The sequence below is a fragment of the Halarchaeum nitratireducens genome, assembly GCF_014647155.1.
In the GTDB taxonomy this organism is placed as follows: domain Archaea; phylum Halobacteriota; class Halobacteria; order Halobacteriales; family Halobacteriaceae; genus Halarchaeum; species Halarchaeum nitratireducens.
This window is the reverse complement of the sequence record NZ_BMOQ01000001.1, coordinates 137,770-159,709: the sequence shown is the minus strand read 5'-3', so window position 1 is coordinate 159,709 and position 21,940 is coordinate 137,770. Positions and strand designations below refer to the sequence as shown.

At 67.7% G+C, this 21,940-nt stretch carries 19 protein-coding genes; 4 read left to right on the top strand and 15 right to left on the bottom strand.

From position 1 onward, the window contains the following. Positions 1 to 124: 124 nt before the first annotated feature. The 6 genes from IEX91_RS00835 to IEX91_RS00810 form a co-directional block, all read right to left on the bottom strand. Positions 125 to 2,569, bottom strand: a complete 2,445-nt coding sequence (locus IEX91_RS00835; RefSeq protein WP_188876463.1) for a carboxypeptidase-like regulatory domain-containing protein — start codon at positions 2,567 to 2,569, stop codon at positions 125 to 127. 290 nt (positions 2,570 to 2,859) lie between these two features. Next, positions 2,860 to 5,106, bottom strand: coding sequence for an efflux RND transporter permease subunit (locus IEX91_RS00830; RefSeq protein WP_188876461.1), 2,247 nt, complete (start codon positions 5,104 to 5,106; stop codon positions 2,860 to 2,862). Positions 5,107 to 5,133: 27 nt separating this feature from the next. Further along, positions 5,134 to 6,690 carry a COG1361 S-layer family protein gene (locus IEX91_RS00825; protein ID WP_229772753.1) on the bottom strand — a complete coding sequence of 519 codons (1,557 nt, stop codon included), beginning with the start codon at positions 6,688 to 6,690 and terminating at the stop codon, positions 5,134 to 5,136. 214 nt (positions 6,691 to 6,904) lie between these two features. After that, the gene (locus IEX91_RS00820) at positions 6,905 to 8,104 is read right to left on the bottom strand and encodes a CARDB domain-containing protein (RefSeq protein WP_188876457.1); all 1,200 of its coding nucleotides are present in this window, start codon (positions 8,102 to 8,104) and stop codon (positions 6,905 to 6,907) included. 203 nt (positions 8,105 to 8,307) lie between these two features. After that, positions 8,308 to 9,498 (bottom strand): CARDB domain-containing protein, encoded by a 1,191-nt coding sequence (locus tag IEX91_RS00815; RefSeq protein WP_188876456.1) that lies wholly within the window; start codon positions 9,496 to 9,498, stop codon positions 8,308 to 8,310. Between the two features lie 122 nt (positions 9,499 to 9,620). Then, positions 9,621 to 9,797 (bottom strand): hypothetical protein, encoded by a 177-nt coding sequence (locus IEX91_RS00810; protein WP_188876454.1) that lies wholly within the window; start codon positions 9,795 to 9,797, stop codon positions 9,621 to 9,623. A gap of 76 nt (positions 9,798 to 9,873) precedes the next feature. Here IEX91_RS00810 and IEX91_RS00805 point away from each other — a divergent pair, with 76 nt between their 5' ends. Further along, entirely contained in the window at positions 9,874 to 10,275 is a 402-nt protein-coding gene (locus IEX91_RS00805) for a DUF7382 domain-containing protein (protein WP_229772752.1), read from the top strand. A gap of 45 nt (positions 10,276 to 10,320) precedes the next feature. Here the strand turns inward: IEX91_RS00805 and IEX91_RS00800 are convergent, their stop codons facing one another. From IEX91_RS00800 to IEX91_RS00785, 4 genes are all read right to left on the bottom strand, one after another. After that, a complete protein-coding gene (locus IEX91_RS00800) occupies positions 10,321 to 11,052 on the bottom strand; it encodes a protein-L-isoaspartate O-methyltransferase family protein (protein ID WP_188876453.1) in 732 nt (243 codons plus the stop codon). A 68-nt stretch (positions 11,053 to 11,120) separates the two neighbouring features. After that, the gene (locus tag IEX91_RS00795; RefSeq protein ID WP_188876451.1) at positions 11,121 to 11,741 is read right to left on the bottom strand and encodes a protein-L-isoaspartate(D-aspartate) O-methyltransferase; all 621 of its coding nucleotides are present in this window, start codon (positions 11,739 to 11,741) and stop codon (positions 11,121 to 11,123) included. An 82-nt stretch (positions 11,742 to 11,823) separates the two neighbouring features. Further along, a complete protein-coding gene (locus tag IEX91_RS00790) occupies positions 11,824 to 12,480 on the bottom strand; it encodes an HVO_0476 family zinc finger protein (protein WP_188876449.1) in 657 nt (218 codons plus the stop codon). A gap of 253 nt (positions 12,481 to 12,733) precedes the next feature. Further along, entirely contained in the window at positions 12,734 to 13,678 is a 945-nt protein-coding gene (locus IEX91_RS00785; RefSeq protein ID WP_188876447.1) for an aminopeptidase, read from the bottom strand. A 128-nt stretch (positions 13,679 to 13,806) separates the two neighbouring features. On the opposite strand from IEX91_RS00785, the gene IEX91_RS00780 reads away from it, so the two are divergent. Then, entirely contained in the window at positions 13,807 to 14,880 is a 1,074-nt protein-coding gene (locus IEX91_RS00780) for a type II glyceraldehyde-3-phosphate dehydrogenase (RefSeq protein ID WP_188876445.1), read from the top strand. Here the strand turns inward: IEX91_RS00780 and IEX91_RS00775 are convergent. The 3 genes from IEX91_RS00775 to gap all read right to left on the bottom strand — a co-directional run bounded on the left by IEX91_RS00775 (position 14,877) and on the right by gap (position 17,730). Next, a complete protein-coding gene (locus IEX91_RS00775) occupies positions 14,877 to 15,371 on the bottom strand; it encodes a metallophosphoesterase (protein ID WP_188876443.1) in 495 nt (164 codons plus the stop codon). The two genes, IEX91_RS00780 and IEX91_RS00775, sit on opposite strands and share 4 nt — an antisense overlap. Further along, the gene (locus IEX91_RS00770) at positions 15,372 to 16,586 is read right to left on the bottom strand and encodes a phosphoglycerate kinase (RefSeq protein WP_188876440.1); all 1,215 of its coding nucleotides are present in this window, start codon (positions 16,584 to 16,586) and stop codon (positions 15,372 to 15,374) included. A 97-nt stretch (positions 16,587 to 16,683) separates the two neighbouring features. Continuing rightward, positions 16,684 to 17,730, bottom strand: a complete 1,047-nt coding sequence (gap, locus tag IEX91_RS00765) for a type I glyceraldehyde-3-phosphate dehydrogenase (RefSeq protein ID WP_188876438.1) — start codon at positions 17,728 to 17,730, stop codon at positions 16,684 to 16,686. Positions 17,731 to 17,873: 143 nt separating this feature from the next. Between gap and IEX91_RS00760 the strand changes: the two genes are divergently transcribed. After that, entirely contained in the window at positions 17,874 to 18,254 is a 381-nt protein-coding gene (locus IEX91_RS00760) for an Hsp20/alpha crystallin family protein (RefSeq protein ID WP_188876436.1), read from the top strand. Here the strand turns inward: IEX91_RS00760 and IEX91_RS00755 are convergent, their stop codons facing one another. Continuing rightward, positions 18,255 to 19,115, bottom strand: coding sequence for an ATP-grasp domain-containing protein (locus IEX91_RS00755; RefSeq protein ID WP_188876434.1), 861 nt, complete (start codon positions 19,113 to 19,115; stop codon positions 18,255 to 18,257). It lies immediately after the preceding gene. Between the two features lie 43 nt (positions 19,116 to 19,158). Beyond that, entirely contained in the window at positions 19,159 to 19,695 is a 537-nt protein-coding gene (locus tag IEX91_RS00750) for a 50S ribosomal protein L16 (RefSeq protein ID WP_188876433.1), read from the bottom strand. Between the two features lie 194 nt (positions 19,696 to 19,889). Between IEX91_RS00750 and IEX91_RS00745 the strand changes: the two genes are divergently transcribed. Continuing rightward, positions 19,890 to 21,836 carry an ATP-binding protein gene (locus tag IEX91_RS00745; protein ID WP_188876431.1) on the top strand — a complete coding sequence of 649 codons (1,947 nt, stop codon included), beginning with the start codon at positions 19,890 to 19,892 and terminating at the stop codon, positions 21,834 to 21,836. The last annotated feature ends 104 nt before the right edge of the window (positions 21,837 to 21,940 follow it).

The following is a 21,940-nucleotide window of genomic DNA, read 5'->3' as shown; positions in this document are numbered from 1 at the left end:
CTGCAGCGAGGACTGTGGCGCTGCCGACACAGTGCCCGCGGCAGTGAGGACGGACAGCACCATGAGGGCTGCCAGTCCGATCGCGCGGAGTGATTTCTTGCTTGTCATATGTTGTTATCTGTGTTTAGCTATTGTTGTACTGCTCGACGGCGTTGAGCACGTCTTGGAAGGACGCGTTGCCGTTGTTGTACGCATCAACGGTCTCAAGCACCTGCTGGAAGTCCCCATTACCACTGCCGTTGTCGGGCTGGGTGGGCTGCACACCAACCACAACAACGTCTGCGTTCGAGGTCCCACCAGAGGTCTTGTTGACGTCAGTGTATCCGGTCGAGGTGTTCCCGGAAGCCCCGGTGTAGGAGGCCGTTACACGGTACTTCGACCCGGTCTCAACGTTAGTAAAGGAGTAAGAGCCCTGCGGGCCAGTCTGCGTGGCTCGGAGCTCGACCTCCGTTCCGTTGTTGAGGACGCGGTACAGCGTAACGTTCGCGTTCGGCAGGTTGTCAGCCGGGCTGTCATCATTGATGACCTGGCCCGTGATTTCACCGACACCGTAGACCTCGATATCGACACTGTCGTTGAAGACAGTCTCGTTATCGTTCTCTACATTCGCCGTGACAGTAACGTTCCCTGTACTCCGGGTAGACTCGAAGGCCGTCGTCTCAGTGGTGTTGACCGTCAGCGGGTTTTCGGCCACGCTACCAACACCTGTCGCACCGCTGTACGTGAAGTTCACGGTGCTCTGAGAGACCAAATCGGAGTCCTCAATCAGCTCGTACTCGCTTGCGGGATCATTCTGATCCTTGACTTCGAGTTGGACCTGCACGTCGCGCTCAGACGAGGTCGGCATCCGAGTCACGTTAGTGTAGTTACCATCCGCGTCCTCGACACCGAGGCTGACGCGGTAATCAAGGGTAACCTCCGTAGGACGAACCACGATGTCGTGGTTCTCGGTTACCGAGCCAGCGCCAGCCGTCTGTTCAGCTTCCTGAGCAGCGACATAGTCGTTGACGGTGGAAGTAGTCAGGTTGATGCCGTTGTACCCGTCTGCGACGGCGTACAGCGTGACATCGGTGTCATCGCCAGCCAGGCCGGGGATGGTGTAGGCACCATCGTCATCGGTCTGATCGACGAGGAAGGTTTCACCAGCGTCATTGACGAAGGTCTGCTGTGCGAACGCCTGTGAGGCGTTACTGCTTCCGTCGTAGACCGCCCAAACGGTCGCGCCGGAGACAGGTTCACCCTGCGTGTTCCGGACTTCGCCCGTAATGGACTCACCGCCTTCGAGGACATACTGGACGTATGCGCCCGAGTCGCTAATGTTGGCAGTCGCGTCGGAAGCGGTGATGTTCTCTTGCGTGAGCGGCTGGCTCAGCGAGGTCGGCGTCGCATTGTCAGCCGTCACGTCGAAGAGCGCGTAGGACTCGCTGTAATCGTCGCCATCAATGTCTCCGCGGTTCTCGGTCGTAACGGTGGTCGTCGTGTCGACCGAGCCGTTGTCGACCAAGTCACCCAGGCCGGAGATGTCTACCGTGACATCGTGGGTGAACGAGGAGTTATTGAGCCGAGTGTTGGGATCCTCGACGCTGCTGTTCGAGAGGATCGCAGCGTAGGTCGCCGTATTGTCCGACTCACCGTTACCGAGGAGAGTCGAACTGTTGCCAGTGGTGGTGTCCCCGTCAACGTGCTTAACTTCCAGCGTGTCAGCGGAGAGCTGGAAGTTGAGCGTGACCGGGAACGAGACCGTGTCCCCACTGTTGACGGTCTTCGTCTGCGCGTACGTCGAGTAACCGAACTGTTCGACGCGCACCGTGTAGTCACCGGGCGTAACAGCGACCCGACTCGGGTCGAAGGTCCCAGTCGAGTCAGTGGTGATGTTCTCGACCGTAGTACCGTTGTTGATGATCGAGACGTTAGCGTTCGAGACCGGGTCACCATTGGAGTCCTCAACCTGACCGGTGATATACCCATCTGCCTGGGTCTGATTGCCACCGGTATTCGACGAAACCGCAGTGACACTCACAGAGTCGATCTGCGTGGAATTGAGGTTGGGACCGTTGGAGTCCGTAACAGATGCGTTAACACCGAGCGTCTGATTGGATGTGACGGAACTGTAGTCAACCGTCAGGTTCGCATTGACGGTAACCGTGTTGTTGCTGGACGAGAGCTGCGAAGAGTCAGGGCTGACCTGAATATGCAGCTGGTTGTTCGTCCCACTACCGGCGTTAGAGGTCGTGCCACTATTGCTCGTACTAAGGGAGGTTTGGTTGCCACCCTGCGGGGTAGCAGTGACATTTACACCGTTGATGTTAGAGATCTGAGCACCCTGGTCAAACGTGACGTAAAGGTCGTCCGTCCCACCGTCGTTGCTCAGATTCTTGAATTCGTACGATACCTGGGTTGTGTACGACGTGTTGTTAACGTCGTTTGGAGTTACGGATCCAGCCTGGATACCGTAGCTCGTATCGGCCGCTGCAGCCCCCCCAGCAAACGCAATGGCCCCTCCGAAGACGGAGAGTACCATCAGCGCCGCGAGGAAGACTGCGCGGACCTGTTTTGAATCTCGTTTCATGTTTGGTTCATTGTTAGTTGTCTGTCTCGGCGACGACACCACCGTACATCATGACTCGGGCACCACCTGCAAGCCCGGAACCAGATGACGTCACTGCCATCACCATGGTAGGAGTACATTCGCTACAAGAGGCGTCGGTGGTAAATACTTTGTGTGTACTGACGCCGCGAGACGGTCTGAGAGGGCGTCACACACCCGTCTGACGCGCCGGGCGTGTAGAACGATTACGCACACGGGCGTCGCAAAGCGGGACGTATCGGAGTGGCGAAAAATCGGGCGCGCTGGCCGACTCAGGCCGGCCGACTGCGTGACGCCCGGTAGTCGTGGACGCGCTCGGCGACGCCGTCGAGGAGGACGAGCGTCGGCGGGAGCGTGGCGAGCGACGCGAGCAGCGTCAGGAAGATGACGCCGACGGTGAGGTAGCCGAAGCTGCTGAGGATGGGGAACGGCGAGAGGATCAGCGCCGAGAAGCCGAAGACGGTCGTCATCCCGGAGACGCTGATCGCCTTCCCGACGCGCGCGGCGGCGATCTGCACGGCGTCGAGTTTGTTCACGCTCTCGCGGGCCTTCTCCTCGTAGTAGCGCTCCATCACGATGATGGTGTACTCGGCCCCGATCCCGACGGTCATCGCCCCGAGGCTCGCGCCCAGCGGCGACACCTTGATCCCGAGCTCGTACATATAGATGTTCTGCCAGCCGAGGACGAACGCCATCGGCACGAGCGGCGCGACGGCCTTCACGGGATCGCGGTAGTACGCCAGCAACAGCAGGAGGACGAACAGCACGCCCAGCGCCGTCGTGACGTTCCGCGAGTTGATCTGCGAGACGATGGAGGGCGTGGAGATCGCAGCCGTCCCCGTCACCTCGGCGGTGACGCCGGGCGGGGGATTGCTGTGCTCGATGGCGCTCTCGGCGTTCCCGAGGAAGGTGATGACCTGTCCCGTGGACATGTCCTGCGCGGTGGAAATCGTCACGTGCGCGCGCCCGTCATTATAGTACTGTTCGCGCGTCTTCTCGGGGACGTCGGCGAGGACGCGGTTCACGCCGGCTTCGGTCTCGGGGATCTCGCCGTCGTTGTGCTGCTTGACGAGCGTGGCGGGCGAATCGACGCCCTGGATGAGCGGCGCGTCGGTCGCCACGTCCTCGAACTGCACCATCCAGCGCAACACCTCCGGATCGCGCAGATCCGTACCGGTGACGAGGACGGGGTAGCTCGTGCTCGACCCGCCGCCGGTGACGGACTGGAACTGCTGGAGGTCGACGTACGCCGGGAGGTCTTGCGGGATGAACTCGTTCGTGTCCGTCATCGTGTCGAGCGACGAGCCGACCTGGAAGCCGGCGCCGGCGAGCACGAGGGCGAGCACGAGCACCGTCTTCGGATGCCCGGCGAGGGTGCGCGAGGAGCGTCCAAGGAGGCGCCCGACGGTGCCGACGCTGGCGAGGCGGTCCTCGGCGCTCTCCGGTTCGTCAGCGTCGTCCGCGGCCTCGAACTCGCCGTCGTAGCGCCAGCGGACGTAGACGGTGAGCACCGAGAGGAGGACGAGGATCCCCGCGGCGTACGTGAGCATGACGCCGAGGATCGACGTCTGGGCGAACCAGATGGTCGCGGGCGACGTCGTGGACACCCACGTCGCGGCGAAGCCGAGCGCGGCGGCGAGCATGGCGATGAGCACCGGCGGGCCGATGCCGCCGAGCGCGATCGGGAGCGCGTCCCGGGGCGGGTGGCGCTCTAGTTCCTCTTCGTAGCGCTCGTGGAACTGCACGGAGTAGTCGATCCCCAACCCGATCAGGATGGGGAACACCGCGCTCGTCAGCGTGGAGTTCGGGATCCCGGCGTAGCCGATCGCACCGAACGTGTAGATGACGCCGACGAAGACGGCGACGATCGGGAGGAGTCGCAGTCTGACCCCCCGAAAGAGGAAGAACAGCGCGACGACCATCAGCCCGACCGCGAGTCCGAGCAGTTGGGAGGTGCTCTGCTGGATGACCGCGGACATCTGCGCGGAGAACGCGGCGCTCCCGGTGACGGTCACGGAGACGCCGGCGGGGAAGTCCGCCCACTGTTTGACGTCGACCGCGCGGTCGTAGATCGGCCGCTCTTCCTGCTGGGAGAGCCCGGTGTCCGTGGTGATGCTGACGATGGCGTAGTCCGGTGAGCCGAGCACGGATTCGATCTTCCGCTCGGAGTTCGGGATCCGGCCGTACTCGGCTCGTACCTGATCGGCCGGGCTGGTGACGGCGTAGACGTTCTGCGTCTCGCTCATCCGCCGATCGAGCCTGTCGATGGCACGGACGGTCGACGGCTCGGTGACGTCGCCGCGAACGAGGACGGCGACGCTCCCGTGATCGAAGGACTCGGAGTAGGCGTCGTACGTCGGGTTGTCGGCGACGAAGGCCTCGTTGCCGGTAACGCTGGTGATCTGTGCCGCGCCGCCGACGGAGACGAAGATCAGGAGGACGGCGAGCGCGATCGTCGCCACCGGGCGCTCCTGGACCCGGTCGCCGACGGACGAGAAAGCGCCGCGGAGCTTAGCCATGTGTGGTCACTCCGTGTGTGTGGCCGCTCATTGGCGACGGTAGAGGACGTAGGCGCCGCCCGCCACGACGAGCACGGCGACGACGATGACCGGGAGCGGAACGGGGAGGCCGCCGCTGGACGGCGAGACGGGGATGCCGATGGGGAGGCCGTCGGTGTACTTCGTGTCGCCGTCGGCGTCGTCGTAGCGCACCTCGACGGAGGCGGCGTACTCCTTGACGAGCGCCCCCGAGCCGGCGCTGACGGTGAACGTCGCGTTCTTCGTCTCGCCGGGCGTCATCGCGCCGAGGTACGCGCCGTCGTCGGACGTGGAGATCGGGTCGCTCACGAACAGTTTCGCGTTCGTCGCGGACACGGGCTTCTCACCGTTGTACCGGACGCTGACGGTCACGGAGTCGCTCCCGCCGGGCGAGACGCCGGTGGAGACGTTCGTGACCGTGAAGGGATCGCGCTCGGGACCAATGGCGATCGACTGACGCAGCGGCGCGTCGGTCTCGCGCACGTCGCCGTCGGCGTTCTCGTACTGCACGGTGAACGGGAAGGTGTTCGTGCCGGGTTCGGCGCTCGCGGGGATCGCGACGGTGAACGAGACGGGTGCGGACTCGCCGACGGCGAGGTCACCGACGGCGGATTCGCCGTTCGTCGCCGTCACCGTGGACGTCTGACCCAACATGACCGCGACGTTCCGCGCGTCGCCGGGACCGGTGTTGACGACCGTCGCGTTGATCCGCGCCTCGTTCTCGTCGACGCGGAAGTTCTCAGTCGAGACGTCCCGGAGCTCGAACGAGCGTTCGGGACGCACCTGCACGCCGGTCGTGAGGGTGTCCGACTGCTCGGTAACGCCGTTCTGGTTCTCGTAGGAGACGACGGCGTTCACGGGGTACTCGCCCGCGGCGGTCTCGGGGCCGGCGCCGACCTGCGCGGAGACGGTCGTGCGCTCGCCGGGTTCGAGCGTCGGCACGTAGAGGCCCGTCTGGGCTTTGGCGTTCGTCGGCGAGCCGAAGTAGAGCGAGTCGGACTGCGTCGAGAGGCGGACCGAGGCGTCGTGGGCGGTCCGCGTGCCCGTGTTCTCGATCGTGAAGGAGAGGTTCCCGGTGTCGCCGGCGAAGATCGAGTTCGTCCCCTCGGAGACGACGTCGAACTGCGGGCGGTCCTCGACGGTGATGGTGACGGACTTGCGCTCGTCGACGGTGCTCCAGACGTACTCGGGCTGTTCGGTGTCGCTGTACTGGACCGCGCGGACGTGCTTGTACTCGACGCGGACGGGGATGCGGTACGTGCCGGGCGTCGCGTTCCCGATCTCGATATTGAAGTCGAACGGCGCCGTGCTCGCGCCGGGGAGCGACCCGCGGACGACCGTGCCCGTCTTCACGTCGATGGGTGCGTCGATCTGGTCTTCGAGCACCGTCATGCGGACGTTCTGTGCGGTCTTGATCTTCTCCTCGTACTGCGCGGGCCCGCCCTGCCTGATGTCGCCGTCGTTGGACGCGACGACGGAGAGCGTGGCGGCCTCGCTCGCTTTGAACGTGTCGTCGGCCACGGAGAGCGAGACGTCGGGACTCCCGTAGACCGAATTGTCTGCCATAACTGGTGCGGCCGGCACGACGAGTGCCAGGGCGAGGACGAGTAGAACGATTTCACGTCGCATCGCGGGAGCGTACAGGCGAAACGGGGATAAAAACGATGGAACCCCACGTGGGTTGCTCGGGGTTTAGCCGAGCGGCGCGTGAGGCCGCCGCGCCCGTGCTCGCCCGGTGCTCGCCGACGCCGTACCGCCCGCCGAGAAGGGGGCGAGTCGGTTACCGGCGGAGGCGCGTTCCGGCGATGCCGCCGACGACGACGCCGCCGAAGAGCAGAGCGATGCCGCCGAGCGGAATGCCGCCGATCCCGCCGTTCAGGAAGGCGTTCTGCCCGGAGACGGTCGTGGCGTCGCTATCGGTCGACTCGAGCCCCTTCGATCCGATCGTCTCGGTGGTGCTGCTGGCGTCGCCACCGACCGTGTAGGAGACGTCGAGCGTCGCGCTCGCCGGCTCGGAGCCGACGGGGACGGTGAGCGTCTCCGACGCGGAGGCGTTGACCCGTTCGACGGACGCGCTCGGCAGGGAGCCGTCCGGCGACTCGGCCGTCACGAGGACGTCCTCGATCGGCGCGTTCCCCGCGTTGGCGACGTGGTACTGCAGCAGCGTCGTGTCGTTCTCGTGGACCGTCGTCGCGTCGACGCGCACGGTGTCTTCGAGCTCGTCGACCGTGGTGGACGTCATCCCGGTGACGTCTTCGTTCTCGCTGGTGAGCGTCGCCTTCAGGTTCATGTCACCGGCCTCGTCGGGGGTGACGGTGAACGTGAAGGTCGTCATGTTCTGGGCGGGAATCGTCGGCCGCACCCGGGTCTGCGCGTCGATGTTGTCACCGAAGTCGTCGAGGCGGAGCGTGACGTCCGAGAGGGCGTCCTCGCCGCCGTTCGAGACCGTCACGGTGACCGTCGATTCGGCACCGGCGACCATCGAGTCGGCGTCGATGTGCACGCGGGGCGCGGGCTCGGGATCGCTCGACGGCTCGTCGACGTCGACGTAGACCGGATGCGTGATCTGCGAGGCGGCCTGCGTGTGACCGGACGAGTTCACCGTGGTCCCCCGGACGTGGAGCGTCAGGTGCTTATCTCCCGCCGTATCGAAGGTCGTCCGCAGCGGGACGTCCAGCGTCTCGGACTCACCGATCGTCCCCAGATCGTTGGCCTCCGCGATCCGCTCGCCGTTCGCGTTCGTGAGCGTGACCTCGTTTATCTGGAAGCCCGCGTCGCCCGCACTGGAGTGTCGGATCGTCGGTGTGATCGTCACCAGATCACCGGTCGTCGGGTTGTCGTCGGAAACGCCGACGTCAGAGACCGTCACGTACGTCACGCCGCTCGCCGCGCCGGCACCGGCGAGCAGCGAACAACAGAGCAGGAGGGTGATCGTCGCGACGAGCATCCGGCCGAGTCGGGATCGCTTCGTTCGTGGCATACAGTTTTTAGGCTAGCCTAAAACAATATAAGCGCTTTGTTTTAGGCCGGCCAAAATAGCGGCTCGAATAAACGCTCGGCTGGCCGAATCAAAAACGATACGGAATCGCGTCCGCCGGATCGACCGGCGGGCGACGGGCGTCGAGCGGCGAAAAGGGTCAGCGGTGTCGACGCGTCGGACGTCGGTCGGGGAGTCCGAGGGCGTTACTTGCGGAAGCGACTGCCGACGACGCCGCCGACGACGACGCCGCCGAAGAGCAGGGCGATCCCGGCGATCGGGATCCCGCCCGTGCCGCCACCGAAGAAGGCCTGCTGACCGGTCGATCCGGACGCGCTCAGGACGTTCGTCTGCAGACCCTGCCCGCTGACCGTCGTGGTGACGCTACTGGACTCGCCGGCGACCGTGTACGCGGCGTCGATCGTCGCCTCGGACGGCACGTGGCCGATCGGCACGGAGACCGTCTCGGAGGACGAGGCGTTGACCTGCTCGACGGACGCGCTCGGCAGCGAGGCGTCCGGCGACTCGGCCGTCACGAGGACGTCCTCGATCGGCGCGTTCCCCGCGTTGGCGACGTGGTACTGCAGCAGCGTCGTGTTGTCGTCCTCGACGACCGTCGCGTCGACGCGGACGTCGTCATCGACCGCCGAGACCGGCACGGCGGACGTCGTCGAGACGTTCACGTCCGAAGAGGAGAGCGACGCCGTGAGGTCCGTGCTCCCGGTCTCGCTGGGGGTGACGCTGAAGGAGAACGTCGTCATGCTCTCGGCGGCGATCGTCGGCTGCATCTGCGTCTTGGTGTCGACGCCGTCACCGGAGAGCCGCAGCGTCACGTCGGAGAGCGGATCCTCGCCACCGTTCGAGACCGTCACGTCGACGGTCGAGTCGTCACCGGCGACCATCGGCGCGGCGTCGATGTGTACGCGGGGTTCGGGCTCATCCGCGGCCGGCTCGTCGACGTCGACGTAGACCGGATACGTGATCTGCGAGGTGGACTGCATGTGACCGGACGAGTTCACCGTGGTGCCCCGGACGTGGAGCGTCAGGTGCTTATCTCCCGCCGTATCGAAGGTCGTTCGCAGCGGCACGTCCAGCGTCTCGGAGCCCCCGACCGTCCCGAGGTCGTTGGCCTCCGCGATCCGCTCACCGTCCGCGTTCGTGAGCGTGACCTCGTTGATCTGGAAGCCCGCGTCGCCCGCGCTGGAGTGCCGGATCGTCGGTGTGATCGTCACCAGATCGTCGGTCGCCGGGTTGTCGTCGGAAACGCTGACGTCCGAGATAGTTACGTACGTCACGCCGCTCGCCGCGCCGGCACCGGCGAGCAGCGAACAACAGAGTAAGAGGGTGATCGTCGCGACGAGCATCCGGCCGAGTCGGGATCGCTTCGTTCGTGGCATACAGCAATTATCATTATCTTTGACCGTAATAGGTGCTCGGGTATAGGTAAACCTGACACAACGTGTGTCCCGTTTACTACGGAGCCAGTCAGCGCTTACGGGAACCGTCCCGTCGTCGGCGGTCAGCGGAGGATGGCGACGTAAGTCGCGGCGAAGACGATAGCCGTCGCGGCAGCGACGGTCCCGGGAGAGAACGAGACGTAGTCGAGGAGCGACGCACCGTACACGACGATCGAAGCGTAGAGCGCCGACAGCACGACCGCGAGCGGATACACGACGCGGGGATCCCCATCGACCATACGCCAATCTGCGCGTCGGTCGGTATCAAACTCCCGGACACTTCCTCAATGTACGATGGCGCGCCCACGGGGGCGTGTGAACTTCGAATCCGTGCGGTCGAAGACGGACCGCGGCGTCGCGGGCCTTCCAATCCGCCTCGTCGTCGCGTTCGTCGTCGGCACCGCCGTCCTCGGCGTGATCCTCAACATGGTCAGCGGCGTCGGTGCGCTCACAGCGACGGAGCTCGACGCGCAGCCGACACCGGACGTCGTCCGGCCGGGGAACCGAACGGTCACGGTCGCGGCGGTCGACGCCGACGGTCACACCGTCCCGGGCGTCACGGTCGTTCTGAGTGGGGACACGGCCGGGCTCGCCGGCGGGGAGCCGATCGTCGCGCGCACGAACGCGAACCGGTGTGGCGACGCTCCGCGTGACGCCGACGCTCCCGCCGACGGCCGATCAAGGGACCCTAGCGCTCACGGTCAAGCCGCCGAGTGACACGTACGCCGACCGGCGCGACAACACGGACGTCCTCGTCGTCCGCTAGCCCCAGTCGATCCAGTCGAGCTCCCAGCCGCGCCGGCGCTCGGCGTGTCTCCGGGCGTGCTCCCGGTCCTCTCGGGCGGTCCGGTTGCGCGCCGGCACACCGTCCTGTTCTCCCTCGACGAGGAGCGGGGCGAACGAGACCACTTGTCCGTCGCGGACCTCGTCGCCGGCCTCGACGGTGGCGAGGCGCTGATCGCCCGCACCGAGCGGCATCACGAGCCGACCGTCGGGGGCGAGTTGCTCGCGGAGCGCGGCGGGGACGTCGAGCGCCGCGGCCTCGACGAGGATGCGATCGAACGGCGCGTACTCCGGGAGGCCCCGCGCGCCGTCGCGGCGATCGACGAGCGCCTCCGCGTAGCCCGCGCGTCGGAGGTTGTCGCGGGCCGCCCACACGACGCGGCGGGCGATGTCGACGGCGTGGACGTGTTCGGGACCGACGATTTCGGCGAGCACCGCGGCGGTGTAGCCGACGCCGACGCCGACGATCAGGACGTCGTCGCCGGGGTTCGGCGCGAGCGCCTGCACGAGCGCGCCGGCGGTGCTGGGCGCGAGGACGCGCGTGCCGTACGCTTCGAACGACCGATCGGTGTACGCGCGGTGGTCGGCGTCGACGAACTCGTGGCGTGGGACGGCGCGCATCGCCGTTCCCACGGGGTCGGGTTCGACGACGCCCCGGAGGTCGTGTTCGAGGCTGTCGACCATTCCGTCCCGAGCGACCGCGTACTCCATACGGATCGATGGGCGCCGAGGCTCTTGAACGAACCGTCAGACACGTGCGCGCGACCCCCGACCGCCGGCTACTGCATCCGCACGAATCGGACGCGTTCGAGGCGCTCGCGCGTCGTTCGATCCGGGTCGACATCGACGCGGACGAGCCGCTGCGCGAGGTCCCCGACGGGCGCGAGGACGCGGCCTCCGGTGCGCGTCTGCTCGACGAGCGCGTCGGGCACGTCCGGCGCGGCGCAGGTGAGGTAGACGGCGTCGTACGGCGCGTTCGCCGGCCACCCCTCGCGGCCGTCGCCCTGTCGGACGCGGACGTCGCCGTATCCCGTCTCGGCGAGGGTCTCGCGGGCGTCCGCGGCGAGGTCGGCGACGTACTCGACGCTGTAGACGTTCTCCGCGCCGACGAGTTCGGCGGTGACGGCGGCGTGATAGCCACACCCCGTCCCGATTTCGAGGACCGCCTCCCCCCGGTCGAGGGCGAGGTGGTCGGCCATCGCGGCGACCATGTGCGGGGCGCTGATCGTTTGGTCGTGACCGATCGGGAGCGGGCGATCGGCGTACGCGTCGTCGCGGCGTGCCTCGGGGACGAACTCGTGTCGCGGGACCGCTCGGATCGCCTCGACGACGCGCCGGTCGAAATCGTACTGTCGGGCGAGTCCGTCTGCGAGTCGATTGCGGGCCTGCTCGTACGCCATTGGTGGTTTGCGCGCGCGGCGCGCGTGAAAAAGTAGGGGCCGCGGGAGACGCCGCGGTGTCCGGTGCGTGTCGGCGGCGCCGTTACCAGGCGGACCAGGCCTTCGAGGACTTGTCGACGCCGTAGACGCGCTTTACGTCCTTGGCGAGGACGGTGTCGCCCTCGTGGCCGAGCTTCTGGAAGTCGTAGCGTTCGACGGCGTCCTCGCGGACGTGGATGCCCTCGACTTCGAACTCCTCGTCGCCGAACTCGTAGGTCTCGCCGATGGTGAACTCCTCGTCGCCGGGGAGTTGGAGGTCGAGGCTCCGCGTGCCGTCGCCCTCGCCGTCGCGGGGGTGGACGGTGACGGGGACGGAGACGTTGTCGACGGCGCGGGTCCAGAAGGTCTCGACCTCGCCCGCGGTGGTGCGCGTGACGCGCTCCTCGGGGCCGACCTCGATGTCGGTGACGCGGACCTGCATGATGACCGCCTCGGTTTCGAGGATGAACTCCTCGCCCTTCTCGACGTCCTCGTCGGCGGGCATCTCGACGGACGCGGTGAAGGAGTCGCCGTCCTGTGAGACGACGACGGTCGGTTCGACGGTGGTCTCGCTCTCGAGGGGGGCCTTGTGGGTGTGGCCGCATTCGGTACAGCGGACCGTCGCGGTGCCCCCGCCGGTCGTGATGATCTCGTGGACCGTCTCCCGGTCGGGAGAACAGGAGGGGCACGCGACGGGCGCGCGCTCGGCGTGTTCGCTCATGGGCGCTCTAAGCGGCCCGAGGCGTAAAAACCCGCGGAGAGCGGGGGCCGCATGGGACCGTGTGGGACGGTCGGGACCCCGTGAAACGCCGGCGGGTCTCTCGGTCCGTCCGAAGCGGTGCCGTTCCGACTCGCTCGCGTCTCCGAGGTCTACGGCTCGGGGAGCCGGACGACTTCGCCCTGCTCACGCCTCGTTCCTCAGCGTCGGACGGGCGATCCGCCCGTCCAGTTTGCGGGATCGATGATCGCGCGCCCTATTCGCCTTCTGGAAGCCTCACGACCTCGCCATCCGCGTACACGGTCGGGTCCCGAACGATCCCGTCGAGGTGGAGCGGCGCGTCGGTGTCGCCGCCGATGCCCGCGTCGTCGCCGATGGCGATGTGGACGGTACCGGCGGCCTTCTCGTCGAGGAGAACGCTCCCCACCAGATCGGTGACGGCCACGTTCGTCCCGATGCCGAGTTCCGCGAGGTTGTACGCGGCGTCGCCGACCTCGTCGGCCGCGTCCTCGACCGCCGCCCGGACGGCGTCGTCGGAGATCTCGGTGACGAAGCCGTCGGCGACCTCGAAGCGGAGCTCGGTATCGAGGAGCCCGTGGGGCATCATCGTCCCGTCGACGACGTACGTCCCGTCGGCGGTCTCGGGGGAGACGAACACCTCGCCCGCGGGGAGGTTCGAGAAGTCGCCGGGCTCGTGGACCATCCCGGTGTCCTGTCGCCACTCGCGCGCGCCGGGCTCGAACGTGACGTCCGTGCCCGCCTCGGTCGTCACCCTGATCTCGTCGGCGTCCCGGACCTGCGCGAGGACGTCCGCGCAGTGGCGCCGGATGGTGGCGTAGTCGGCGTCGAGGCCGGTCGTGAAGACGTCCTCGGTGATCCCGGGGAGGGTCGCGCCGCGGACGCCGGCGTCGCTCGCGCGGGAGCGGGCGCGCGTGTGCGAGAGGCTCTTCGTGGTCGGCGCGAGGAAGGCGTCGGCGTCGCGGAGTGCGGCGGCGACGGGCGCGGGCGGTTCGGCGCCGTGCTGGTCGCCCGGCGGGTAGCGCAGGATCGTGACGTCGTCGGTGACGTCGCTGGCGGCCTCGTAGAGCGCCTCGCCGATCGTCCGTCGCTCGTCGTCGGTCACGACGACGACGGTCTCGTCGGCCTCGATGCCCAGACATTGAACGACGGCGGTGTCGGCGGCGTCGCGGAGCGTCGGCATGAGGGATACCTCGCCCGCGCGGGCGTTAGGCCTTGCCCCTCGTCGTCGCCCGATTACTCGCCGAGTAGTTAATTTCTTACAGTATTTCCCGAAAGAATTAATCACGCGGGCACCGGAGATGGAAGTGAATGCTCCGAGTCGGCGTCAACGGATACGGGACCATCGGCAAGCGCGTCGCGGACGCGCTCGCGGCACAGCCCGACATGAAGGTTGCGGGGGTCGCAAAGCGGACCCCGAACTTCGAAGCCACGGCCGCACATCGAGCGGGCTACGCCGTCCACGCCGTCGGCGACGCGGCCCCGTTCGCCGAGGCCGACATTCCCGTCGCGGGCGACCTCGACGACCTCGTCGCGGTGAGCGACGTCGTCGTCGACTGCACGCCTGCCGGGGTCGGCGCGCGGAACCGCGAGGTCTACGAGGCCCACGACACGCCCGCGCTCTATCAGGGCGGCGAGGACGCCGAGGCGGTCGGCGCGAGCTTCAACGCCCGCGCGAACTACGACGAGATCGCGCGCGGTGACGCCGAGCACGTCCGCGTCGTCTCCTGCAACACGACCGGGCTGTCCCGAGTGCTCACGCCGCTTGCGGAGGCCTACGGCGTCGAGAAGACCCGCGCGACGCTCGTTCGCCGCGGCGGCGACCCGGGGCAGTCAGATCGCGGCCCGATCAACGACATCCTCCCCGACCCGGTGACCGTCCCGTCCCACCACGGCCCGGACGTCAACACCGTGTTGCCCGACCTCGACATCGACACGATGGGCGTCACCGTCCCGGCGACGCTGATGCACCTCCACAGCGTCAACGTCACCCTCGAAAGCGACGTCGACGCCGAGGCGATCCGCGAGACGTTGGCGGACGAGTCGCGGATCTTCATGGTCCCGGAACACGCGCGCGTCGCCGGTCCCGGACACCTCAAGGAGCTGGCGAAGGACGCCGGACGCCCGCGGGGCGACCTCTGGGAGAACTGCGTGTGGGAGGAGTCGATCGCCACGGAGGGACGCGACCTCTACTTCTTCCAGGCGATCCACCAGGAGAGCGACGTGGTCCCGGAGAACGTGGACGCCATCCGAGCGCTCGTCGGTGACGCCGACGCCGCCGAGAGCGTCGTTCGGACGAACCGCGCGCTCGGCGTCGGTCGCTTCGACGCCCCGACGGACCGCGTCGCCACCACCGGTGGCGCGGCCGCGAGCGCGGACGACTAATCGAGGTCGGCGAACGTCACGTCGTCCGTCTCGGTGTCGATCGTGGCGACGTGATAGCGGTCGTCGCCGGCCGGGAACGGCAGGCCGCCGGGATTCACGCGCTGCGTGTCCCCGACGACGTCGTGGCGCCGCTCGTGGGTGTGCCCACAGAGCACGTACTCGTACTTCTCGCAGGCGACGAGCGCGTCCGTGAGCGTGCCGCTCGTGCCGTGGTAGACGGCGAACTCCGTCCCGTCGATCGTGAGCTCGGCCGACTCCCCGTGGTACTCGCCGAACGTTCGGATCGTGTCTTGGAGGGCCCACTCGCCGTCGTTGTTCCCGCGGACCGCGTGGAAGTCGAACGCGTCGCTCTCGAAGGCCGCGGCGGTGAACGGCGCGACGACGTCGCCGCAGTGGATCACGGTCTCACAGCCCGCGTCCTCGAAGTGCGCGACCGCGCGCCGAGCGCGTTCAAGGTCGTCGTGAGTGTCGGAGACGACGCCGACGAGCATTCAGTTCGCCTCCGCTTCGAGGACTTCGACGGCGGGAAGCGGTTCGCCGGTGAGCGCGCGGATGTACGCGCCGCCCGCGATGGAGACGTGCGAGAAGTCGTCCTCGCTCAGCCCGTACATCTCGATGGCGCGGGAGGTGTCGCCGCCGCCGACGACGCTGAAGCAGTCCGTCTCCGCGATGGCTTCGAGGACGCCGACCGTCCCCACGCTGAAGCGCTCGTCCTCGAAGAGGCCGAGCGCGCCCTTCACGAAGACGGCCTCCGAGTCCCGGACGACGTCGTCGTAGGCGGCGACCGTGTCGGTGCCGACGTCGAGGAAGCCCTGCGTCTTCTCTTCGACGTCCTCGACGAGCACCTCGGCGCGCTCGCCCTCAGCGTCCTCGTAGGCGAGGTCCGTCGCGAGCGTGATCTGGTCGCCGCGCTCCTCGAGCAGCGCGCGGATGGTGTCGGCGTTCTGCTCCCACTGGTCGTCGAAGAGGTCCATCCCCTCGACGTCCTCGCCGACGGGATAGCCGGCGGCGCGGAGGAAGAGTTCGCCCGCGATCCCCCCGAGCAGGAACCGGTCGACCTTCTCGTCGAGGGCGTTCATGACGCCGATGACGTCGGTGGCCTTCGTGCCGCCGACGACCATCGTCACCTGTCCGTCGAAGGTGCGCGACGCGATGGCGGTGTTCGCCCCGTACTCGGACTCCATGACGCGGCCCGCGTAGCTGGGGAGGACGAGCGGGAAGCCGACGAGCGAGGCGTGTTTCCGGTGCGCGGCCGAATAGGCGTCGTTCACGTACGCGTCGAACTCGGCAGCGAGCGTCCGCACGAGCTCGCATTTCGACTTCTCCTCGGGATCGGCCTCAGGGAGTTCATCCTCGCACATCCGGACGTTCTCCAACAGGAGGACCTCGCCCGCGTCCAAATCGTCGATGGCCTCGATGGCTTCGGGGCCGTACGTGTCGGGGACGAAGCGGACGTCGCGTCCCACGTGTTCGGCGAGGATGTCGGCGTGCTGGCGCAGCGAGACGAAGTCGTCGTCGCCGGGACGCCCCTGATGGGCCATGCAGACGACGCGGTCGCCGCGCTCGGCGAGCTCGCGCACGGTCTCGGCGTGGCGCTCGAATCGGCGGTTGTCCTGTACGGTGCCGTCCTCCACGGGGGAGTTGAGGTCGAGGCGGACCAGCACGCGCTGGCCGGGTTCGAGGTCGTCGAGTGTGTTGAAGCTCATAGTCGGATGGATCGGGTGGTGGGTACTTAGCGGTGGGCGAAAAGCGGTGCGCGGCGCGCGTGGTGCGGCTCGCGTTACCGTCGCCCGAGGGGCGACGTCAGTACTGCGTGATGTACGCGGAGACGTCGAGCAGGCGGTTCGAGAAGCCGTACTCGTTGTCGTACCACGTGAGGATCTTCACGAGGTCGCCGTTCTCGCCGATGACGTTCGTGGAGTTCAGGTCGACCGTCGAGCTGAACGGGAGACCGAGGATGTCGCTGGAGACGACCTCGTCGTCCGTGTAACCGAGGACGCCGGCGAGCGGCCCGGAGTCGGCGGCGTCGCGGAACGCGGCGTTGATCTCCTCGGCGGTGACGTTCTCCTCGTCGAGGTCGACGACGAGCTCGGTGATGGAGCCGTCCGGGACCGGAACGCGGATCGCCATCCCGTCGAGTTTGCCCTCGAGGTTCGGGAGGATCTTCGTCGCGGCTTGGGCGGCGCCCGTCGAGGTCGGGACGATGTTCTCGGCGGCGGCGCGCCCGCGTCGGGTCTTCGCCTGTGGCCCGTCGATGAGCGACTGCGAACCCGTGTAGGCGTGGACGGTCGTGAGGGTCCCCGTCTCGATGCCGAACTCCTCGTCGAGCACCTTCGCGACCGGCGTGACGGAGTTCGTCGTACAGGAGGCGTTCGAGACGACGTCCTCGCCGTCGTACTCGTCGTGGTTGACGCCGTAGACGAGCTGCTTCACGGGCTCCTCGCCCTTCGGCGGCGCGGAGATGACGACCTTCTCGGCGCCGGCCTCGACGTGCTGGGCGGCCTGTCCGCGCTCGCGGAAGATGCCCGTACACTCGAGGGCGACGTCGACGTCCTTCTCGCCCCACGGGAGGTCGGTGGGGTCCTGCACGTTGAGGAGTTGGACGCTGGAGTCGCCGACAACGAGTTCGTCGCCGTCGCGCTCGACGCCGTCGAGGCGGCCCATGACGGTGTCGTACTGCGCGAGATACGCCATGTCCTCGAAGTCCATGACGTCGTTGATGCCGACGAGGTCGATACGCGGGTCCTCGAGGGCGGCACGGAAGACGTTGCGCCCGATCCGGCCGAACCCGTTCAGGCCGACGCGAACGACCTCGCCGGTTTCCTCGGCGTCGAGGGAGAGTTCACTCATACACGAGTAATAACAATCAAACAGCTTAAAACCCCCCGGAAGAAGTCGACAAGAGACGCCGATATCGTGCGCATTGGTCGCAAGAAGAGGCGTCACCCGCGGGGCCCCGAAGCCTTTTGGCCGGGTACGGCCTACGGTAGCGCATGCGACGCGACGACCGGGACGACCCCTTCGACGACTTCTTCAGCGAGATCGAACGGATGATGGACGACGTGATGCAGGGAACGCAGAGTAACTACGACGACGCCGGTTTCGGGAGCGACACCCACCTCGACGTACAGGTGACCGACGAGGAGGTCCGCATCATCGGCGACTTCCCCGGCGTCGAGAAGGGCGACCTCTCGCTCAAGTGCGACGGGCGCACGCTCACGATCAGCGCGGCGACGGAGACCCGCGAGTACGACGAGCGTCTCGAACTTCCCTGCCGCGTCGACGAGCGCTCCGGGAGCGCGAGCTACAACAACGGCGTCCTCGAAGTCACCTTCGACCGCGCCGAGGAGTCCGCGAACATCGGCTTCGAATAGCTACAGTCCCGTCACGGCCGCCGCGAGGCGGTCGTAGAACCCCTCGTCGTACTTCTCGCTATCGTCGATGGTCGGACGGGCGTTCGTCTCGTTCACCACCGCACGGTCCGCCGTGACGAGCACGTCCACCCCGAGGAACGGCACGTCGAGCGCCGACGCCGTCCGCTCCGCGAGCGCGGCGACCTCCGGGTCCGGATCGACGCCGACGGCCTCCGCCCCCCGATGGACGTTGTGCTTCCACCGACCCGCCGCGACGTCGGCGTCTGGGAGACGGCGCTCGACCGCCCCGACGACGTCGCCCTCCAACACCATCACGCGATAATCGCGCGCGTTCGGGAGGTACTCCTGGACGAGGTAGGAGCGATCCCCGGTCGCCCGGTAGTCGTGGACGAGGTCGAGGTAGTCGCAGATCCCGAGGAAGGAGTCGAGGTCCGCGGCCTTCGCCACGCCGATCCCGCGCGTCGTCGAGTTCGGTTTCACCACGACGGGCGAGGGGAGGCACTCGTAGGCCGCGACGAGCGCGTCGGTGTCCGCGGGGTTCGAGACGAGCACCGAGTCGGGCGTCGGGATCCCCGCGTCCGCGAGCGTGGCGAGCACGCCCGCCTTGTTGCGCGACGTGAGGACGGCCTCGCGGTCGTTGAGCCACGGGACGTCGAGCCACGCGTCGAGCACCCCGCCCTCCATGATCCGCCCGGGGAAGACGAAGCCGGCGTCGAAGCGCTCACCGTCGACCGGTGGCTCGGTGAGGGAGTACGAACCGTGGGAGGCGGCGACGGCCTCGACCGCGATGCCGCGCTCGGCGAGGGGGTCGCGGACGCGCTCGAACGTCTCGGCCTCGTTGGCGAACGCGAGCCGGAACATATCCCCCCTTGGAGGGGGGGCGAGTAAAAGGACTCGTTAGCCGTCAGTCCGCCTTCGTCAGGAGGTCCTGCCCGCGCTCGACCTCGACCTTGCACGGCGGCGTGATCTTGTTGTACGCGCGGCGGAAGGCCTCCTTCACGGCGTCGGCCTGTTCGACGCTGCACCACGCGGTGAAGAGACGCTCGTTCGGGTAGATGCGGGTCGCGGTCCCGACGGGGACGCCGAAGGCCTGTCGCATCCCGTCGGAGACGCGGTCCGCGCCCGCGCCGGTCGCCTGCTTGTTCTCGCGGAGGACCTGGTGGGGGAACTTGCGGAGGATCATCTTGTAGTTGCCCTCGCCGAGCTCCTTGATCAGGTGGCGGTTCGCGGAGAGGCGAGCGGCCTCGAGCGAGCCGTGGCGGAGCTGACACTCCTCCTCGGGCTTGAGGCTGATCTGGACGTCGTAGTCCTCGGGGTCCGCCTGCAGGTCGCCCATCTTGAACTGGGCGATCTTCGAGCCGGGGATGCCCGTGATGTACTCGCGTCGGGTGTAGGACGGCTTGTCGATCGTCCGATACATGGAGGCGGGATTGTCGGCCATGGTTACTACCCGAGGCTGACGGCTAGCGCGCGGTTAAAGCCTTCGAACTGGTAGAGCGGAGCGATACCGACGCTCCGCCGACGGGACGGCGGGCGGGCGCGAACGTGAGCGATGCGTGACGATGTGGGTCGGGACGCCGCCCGCGACGACGGCAATCTTCTTGCCACCGGGCGTCGTTCTCCCCGACGACCCACATGGCCCCCGCAGACGACGGCGTCGACGAGCGCCATCTCCCTGTCGGCGAGACGGCCGACGGTGACTCCCTCCGGCTTCCGACGGAAGAGGTCCTGACCGGTCGCGCGTTCATCACCGGGAAGAGCGGGAGCGGGAAGAGCAACTCCGTCTCGGTCGTCATCGAGGAGCTGCTCGAACGCCAGTATCCCGTCCTCGTCGTCGACACGGACGGCGAGTACTACGGGCTCAAGGAGGAGTACGAGCTCCTACACGCGGGCGCGGACGACGGCTGCGACATCCAGGTGAGCCCGGAGCACGCAGAGCGCCTCGCCACGATCGCCCTCGAAGAGAACGTGCCCGTGATCCTCGACGTCTCGGGGTTCCTCGACGAGGCGGCAGCGGACGAGCTCGTCTTCGAGACGGCGAAACACCTCTTCGCCAAGGAGAAGAAGCTCAAAAAGCCCTTCCTGCTCGTCGTCGAGGAGGTCCACGAGTACATCCCGGAGGGGGCGGGGATGGGCGAGACGGGGCGGATGCTCATCAAGGTCGGCAAGCGCGGCCGAAAGCACGGCCTCGGCGTGGTCGGCATCAGCCAACGTCCCGCGGACGTGAAGAAGGACTTCATCACGCAGGCGAACTGGCTCGTCTGGCACCGGCTCACCTGGGAGAACGACACGAAGGTCGTCGGCCGGATCGTCGGGAGCGAGTACGAGGCCGCGGTCTCGGACCTCGACGCCGGGGAGGCGTTCGTGCAGGCGGACTGGACGGACGCGGCGGTCGAGCGCGTCCAGTTCAAGCGCAAGCGGACGTTCGACGCGGGCGCGACGCCCGGCCTCGACGACTTCGAACGCCCGGAGCTGAAGTCGGTGAGCGACACGCTCGTCGAGGACCTCGCGGACATCAGGGACGCCGAGGAGCAACGCCAGGACCGGATCGCCGAGCTCGAACGCCGCGTGGAGAACCGGGAGGAGCGCATCGCCGAACTGGAGGCCGAACTCGACCGGGCGCGCGACGTCTCGGCGGCCGCTCGAAAGCTCGCGAACGCGGTGGCGCACGGCGATCCGGATCGCGGTCCCGCCGGCGCGCGTACCGCGGACGGGACGACGACAGACGGCGACGCGGCCGCGCAGACCACGCTGGACGCGGACGCGAGCGACGAAGGCGAGACCGGGACCACCGGCGGCGGGGGCACGACGACCGACGACGTCGCGGTCCTCCGCGAGCGCGTCGCGGAGCTCGAAGCGCGACTCGCCGCGGTCGGACGCGAGGACTCGCCCGACGCCGGTGACGCGGACGACGAGGCCGCGCGAACGGCGAGCGGCGACACCGCCGTAGACGGCGTCGGTGAGGACACCGGTGAGGAGGCGGGCGCGTCGGTGTCCGACGTCGAGGACCAACTGACCGCGCCGGGGACGGACGACTCGGGCGAGACGACGGCGGAAACCGAGCGCGACGGCGAGGGCCGTATCGAACCGACGGAGCGGATCGGGGACGTCCTCGATCGGCTCCAGCGCTCGTCGGAGCGCGAGCGCGCGTCGCGCGAACACGGACACGGACGCGAACGACCCGCGGGCGGAGCGGCCGACGGGGACGCGTCCACGGGAAGCGCGGACGGTGAGCGCGAGGCGGGCGCCACGACGGTGGACGAACCGGGGGCGCTCCTCGACGCGTCCGCGGTCCGGACGCGACTCGATGCGGCGCGACGCGCCTCGCGGTGTAACGAGTCGACCGCCGAAGCGGTCTACGAGCGACTGAGCGAGACGTCGCAGTCGGCGCGGGCGCTCGTCGACGCGACGGGGGCCTCGATGGAGGCGATCCACTCCCTTCTCGTCGAGCTGCGCGGGCGCGACCTCGTGGTGCGGGACCGCGAGCGGCGATACGCGTTCGACGAGCGCGCGTTGCGGAGCCTCGTCGACGATCCGCGGGCCGAACGCGGCGAGCTCGGCGGGCAGTGGCGGATCGAGTGACGGCGCCGTCGCTCGCCGAGTGGAAGACCGAGCGCGACGAGTCGGATGACGCGTCGCTCTCGTTGGAAGATAAGGGACCGGAGTCGCTCACACCGCAACCGTCA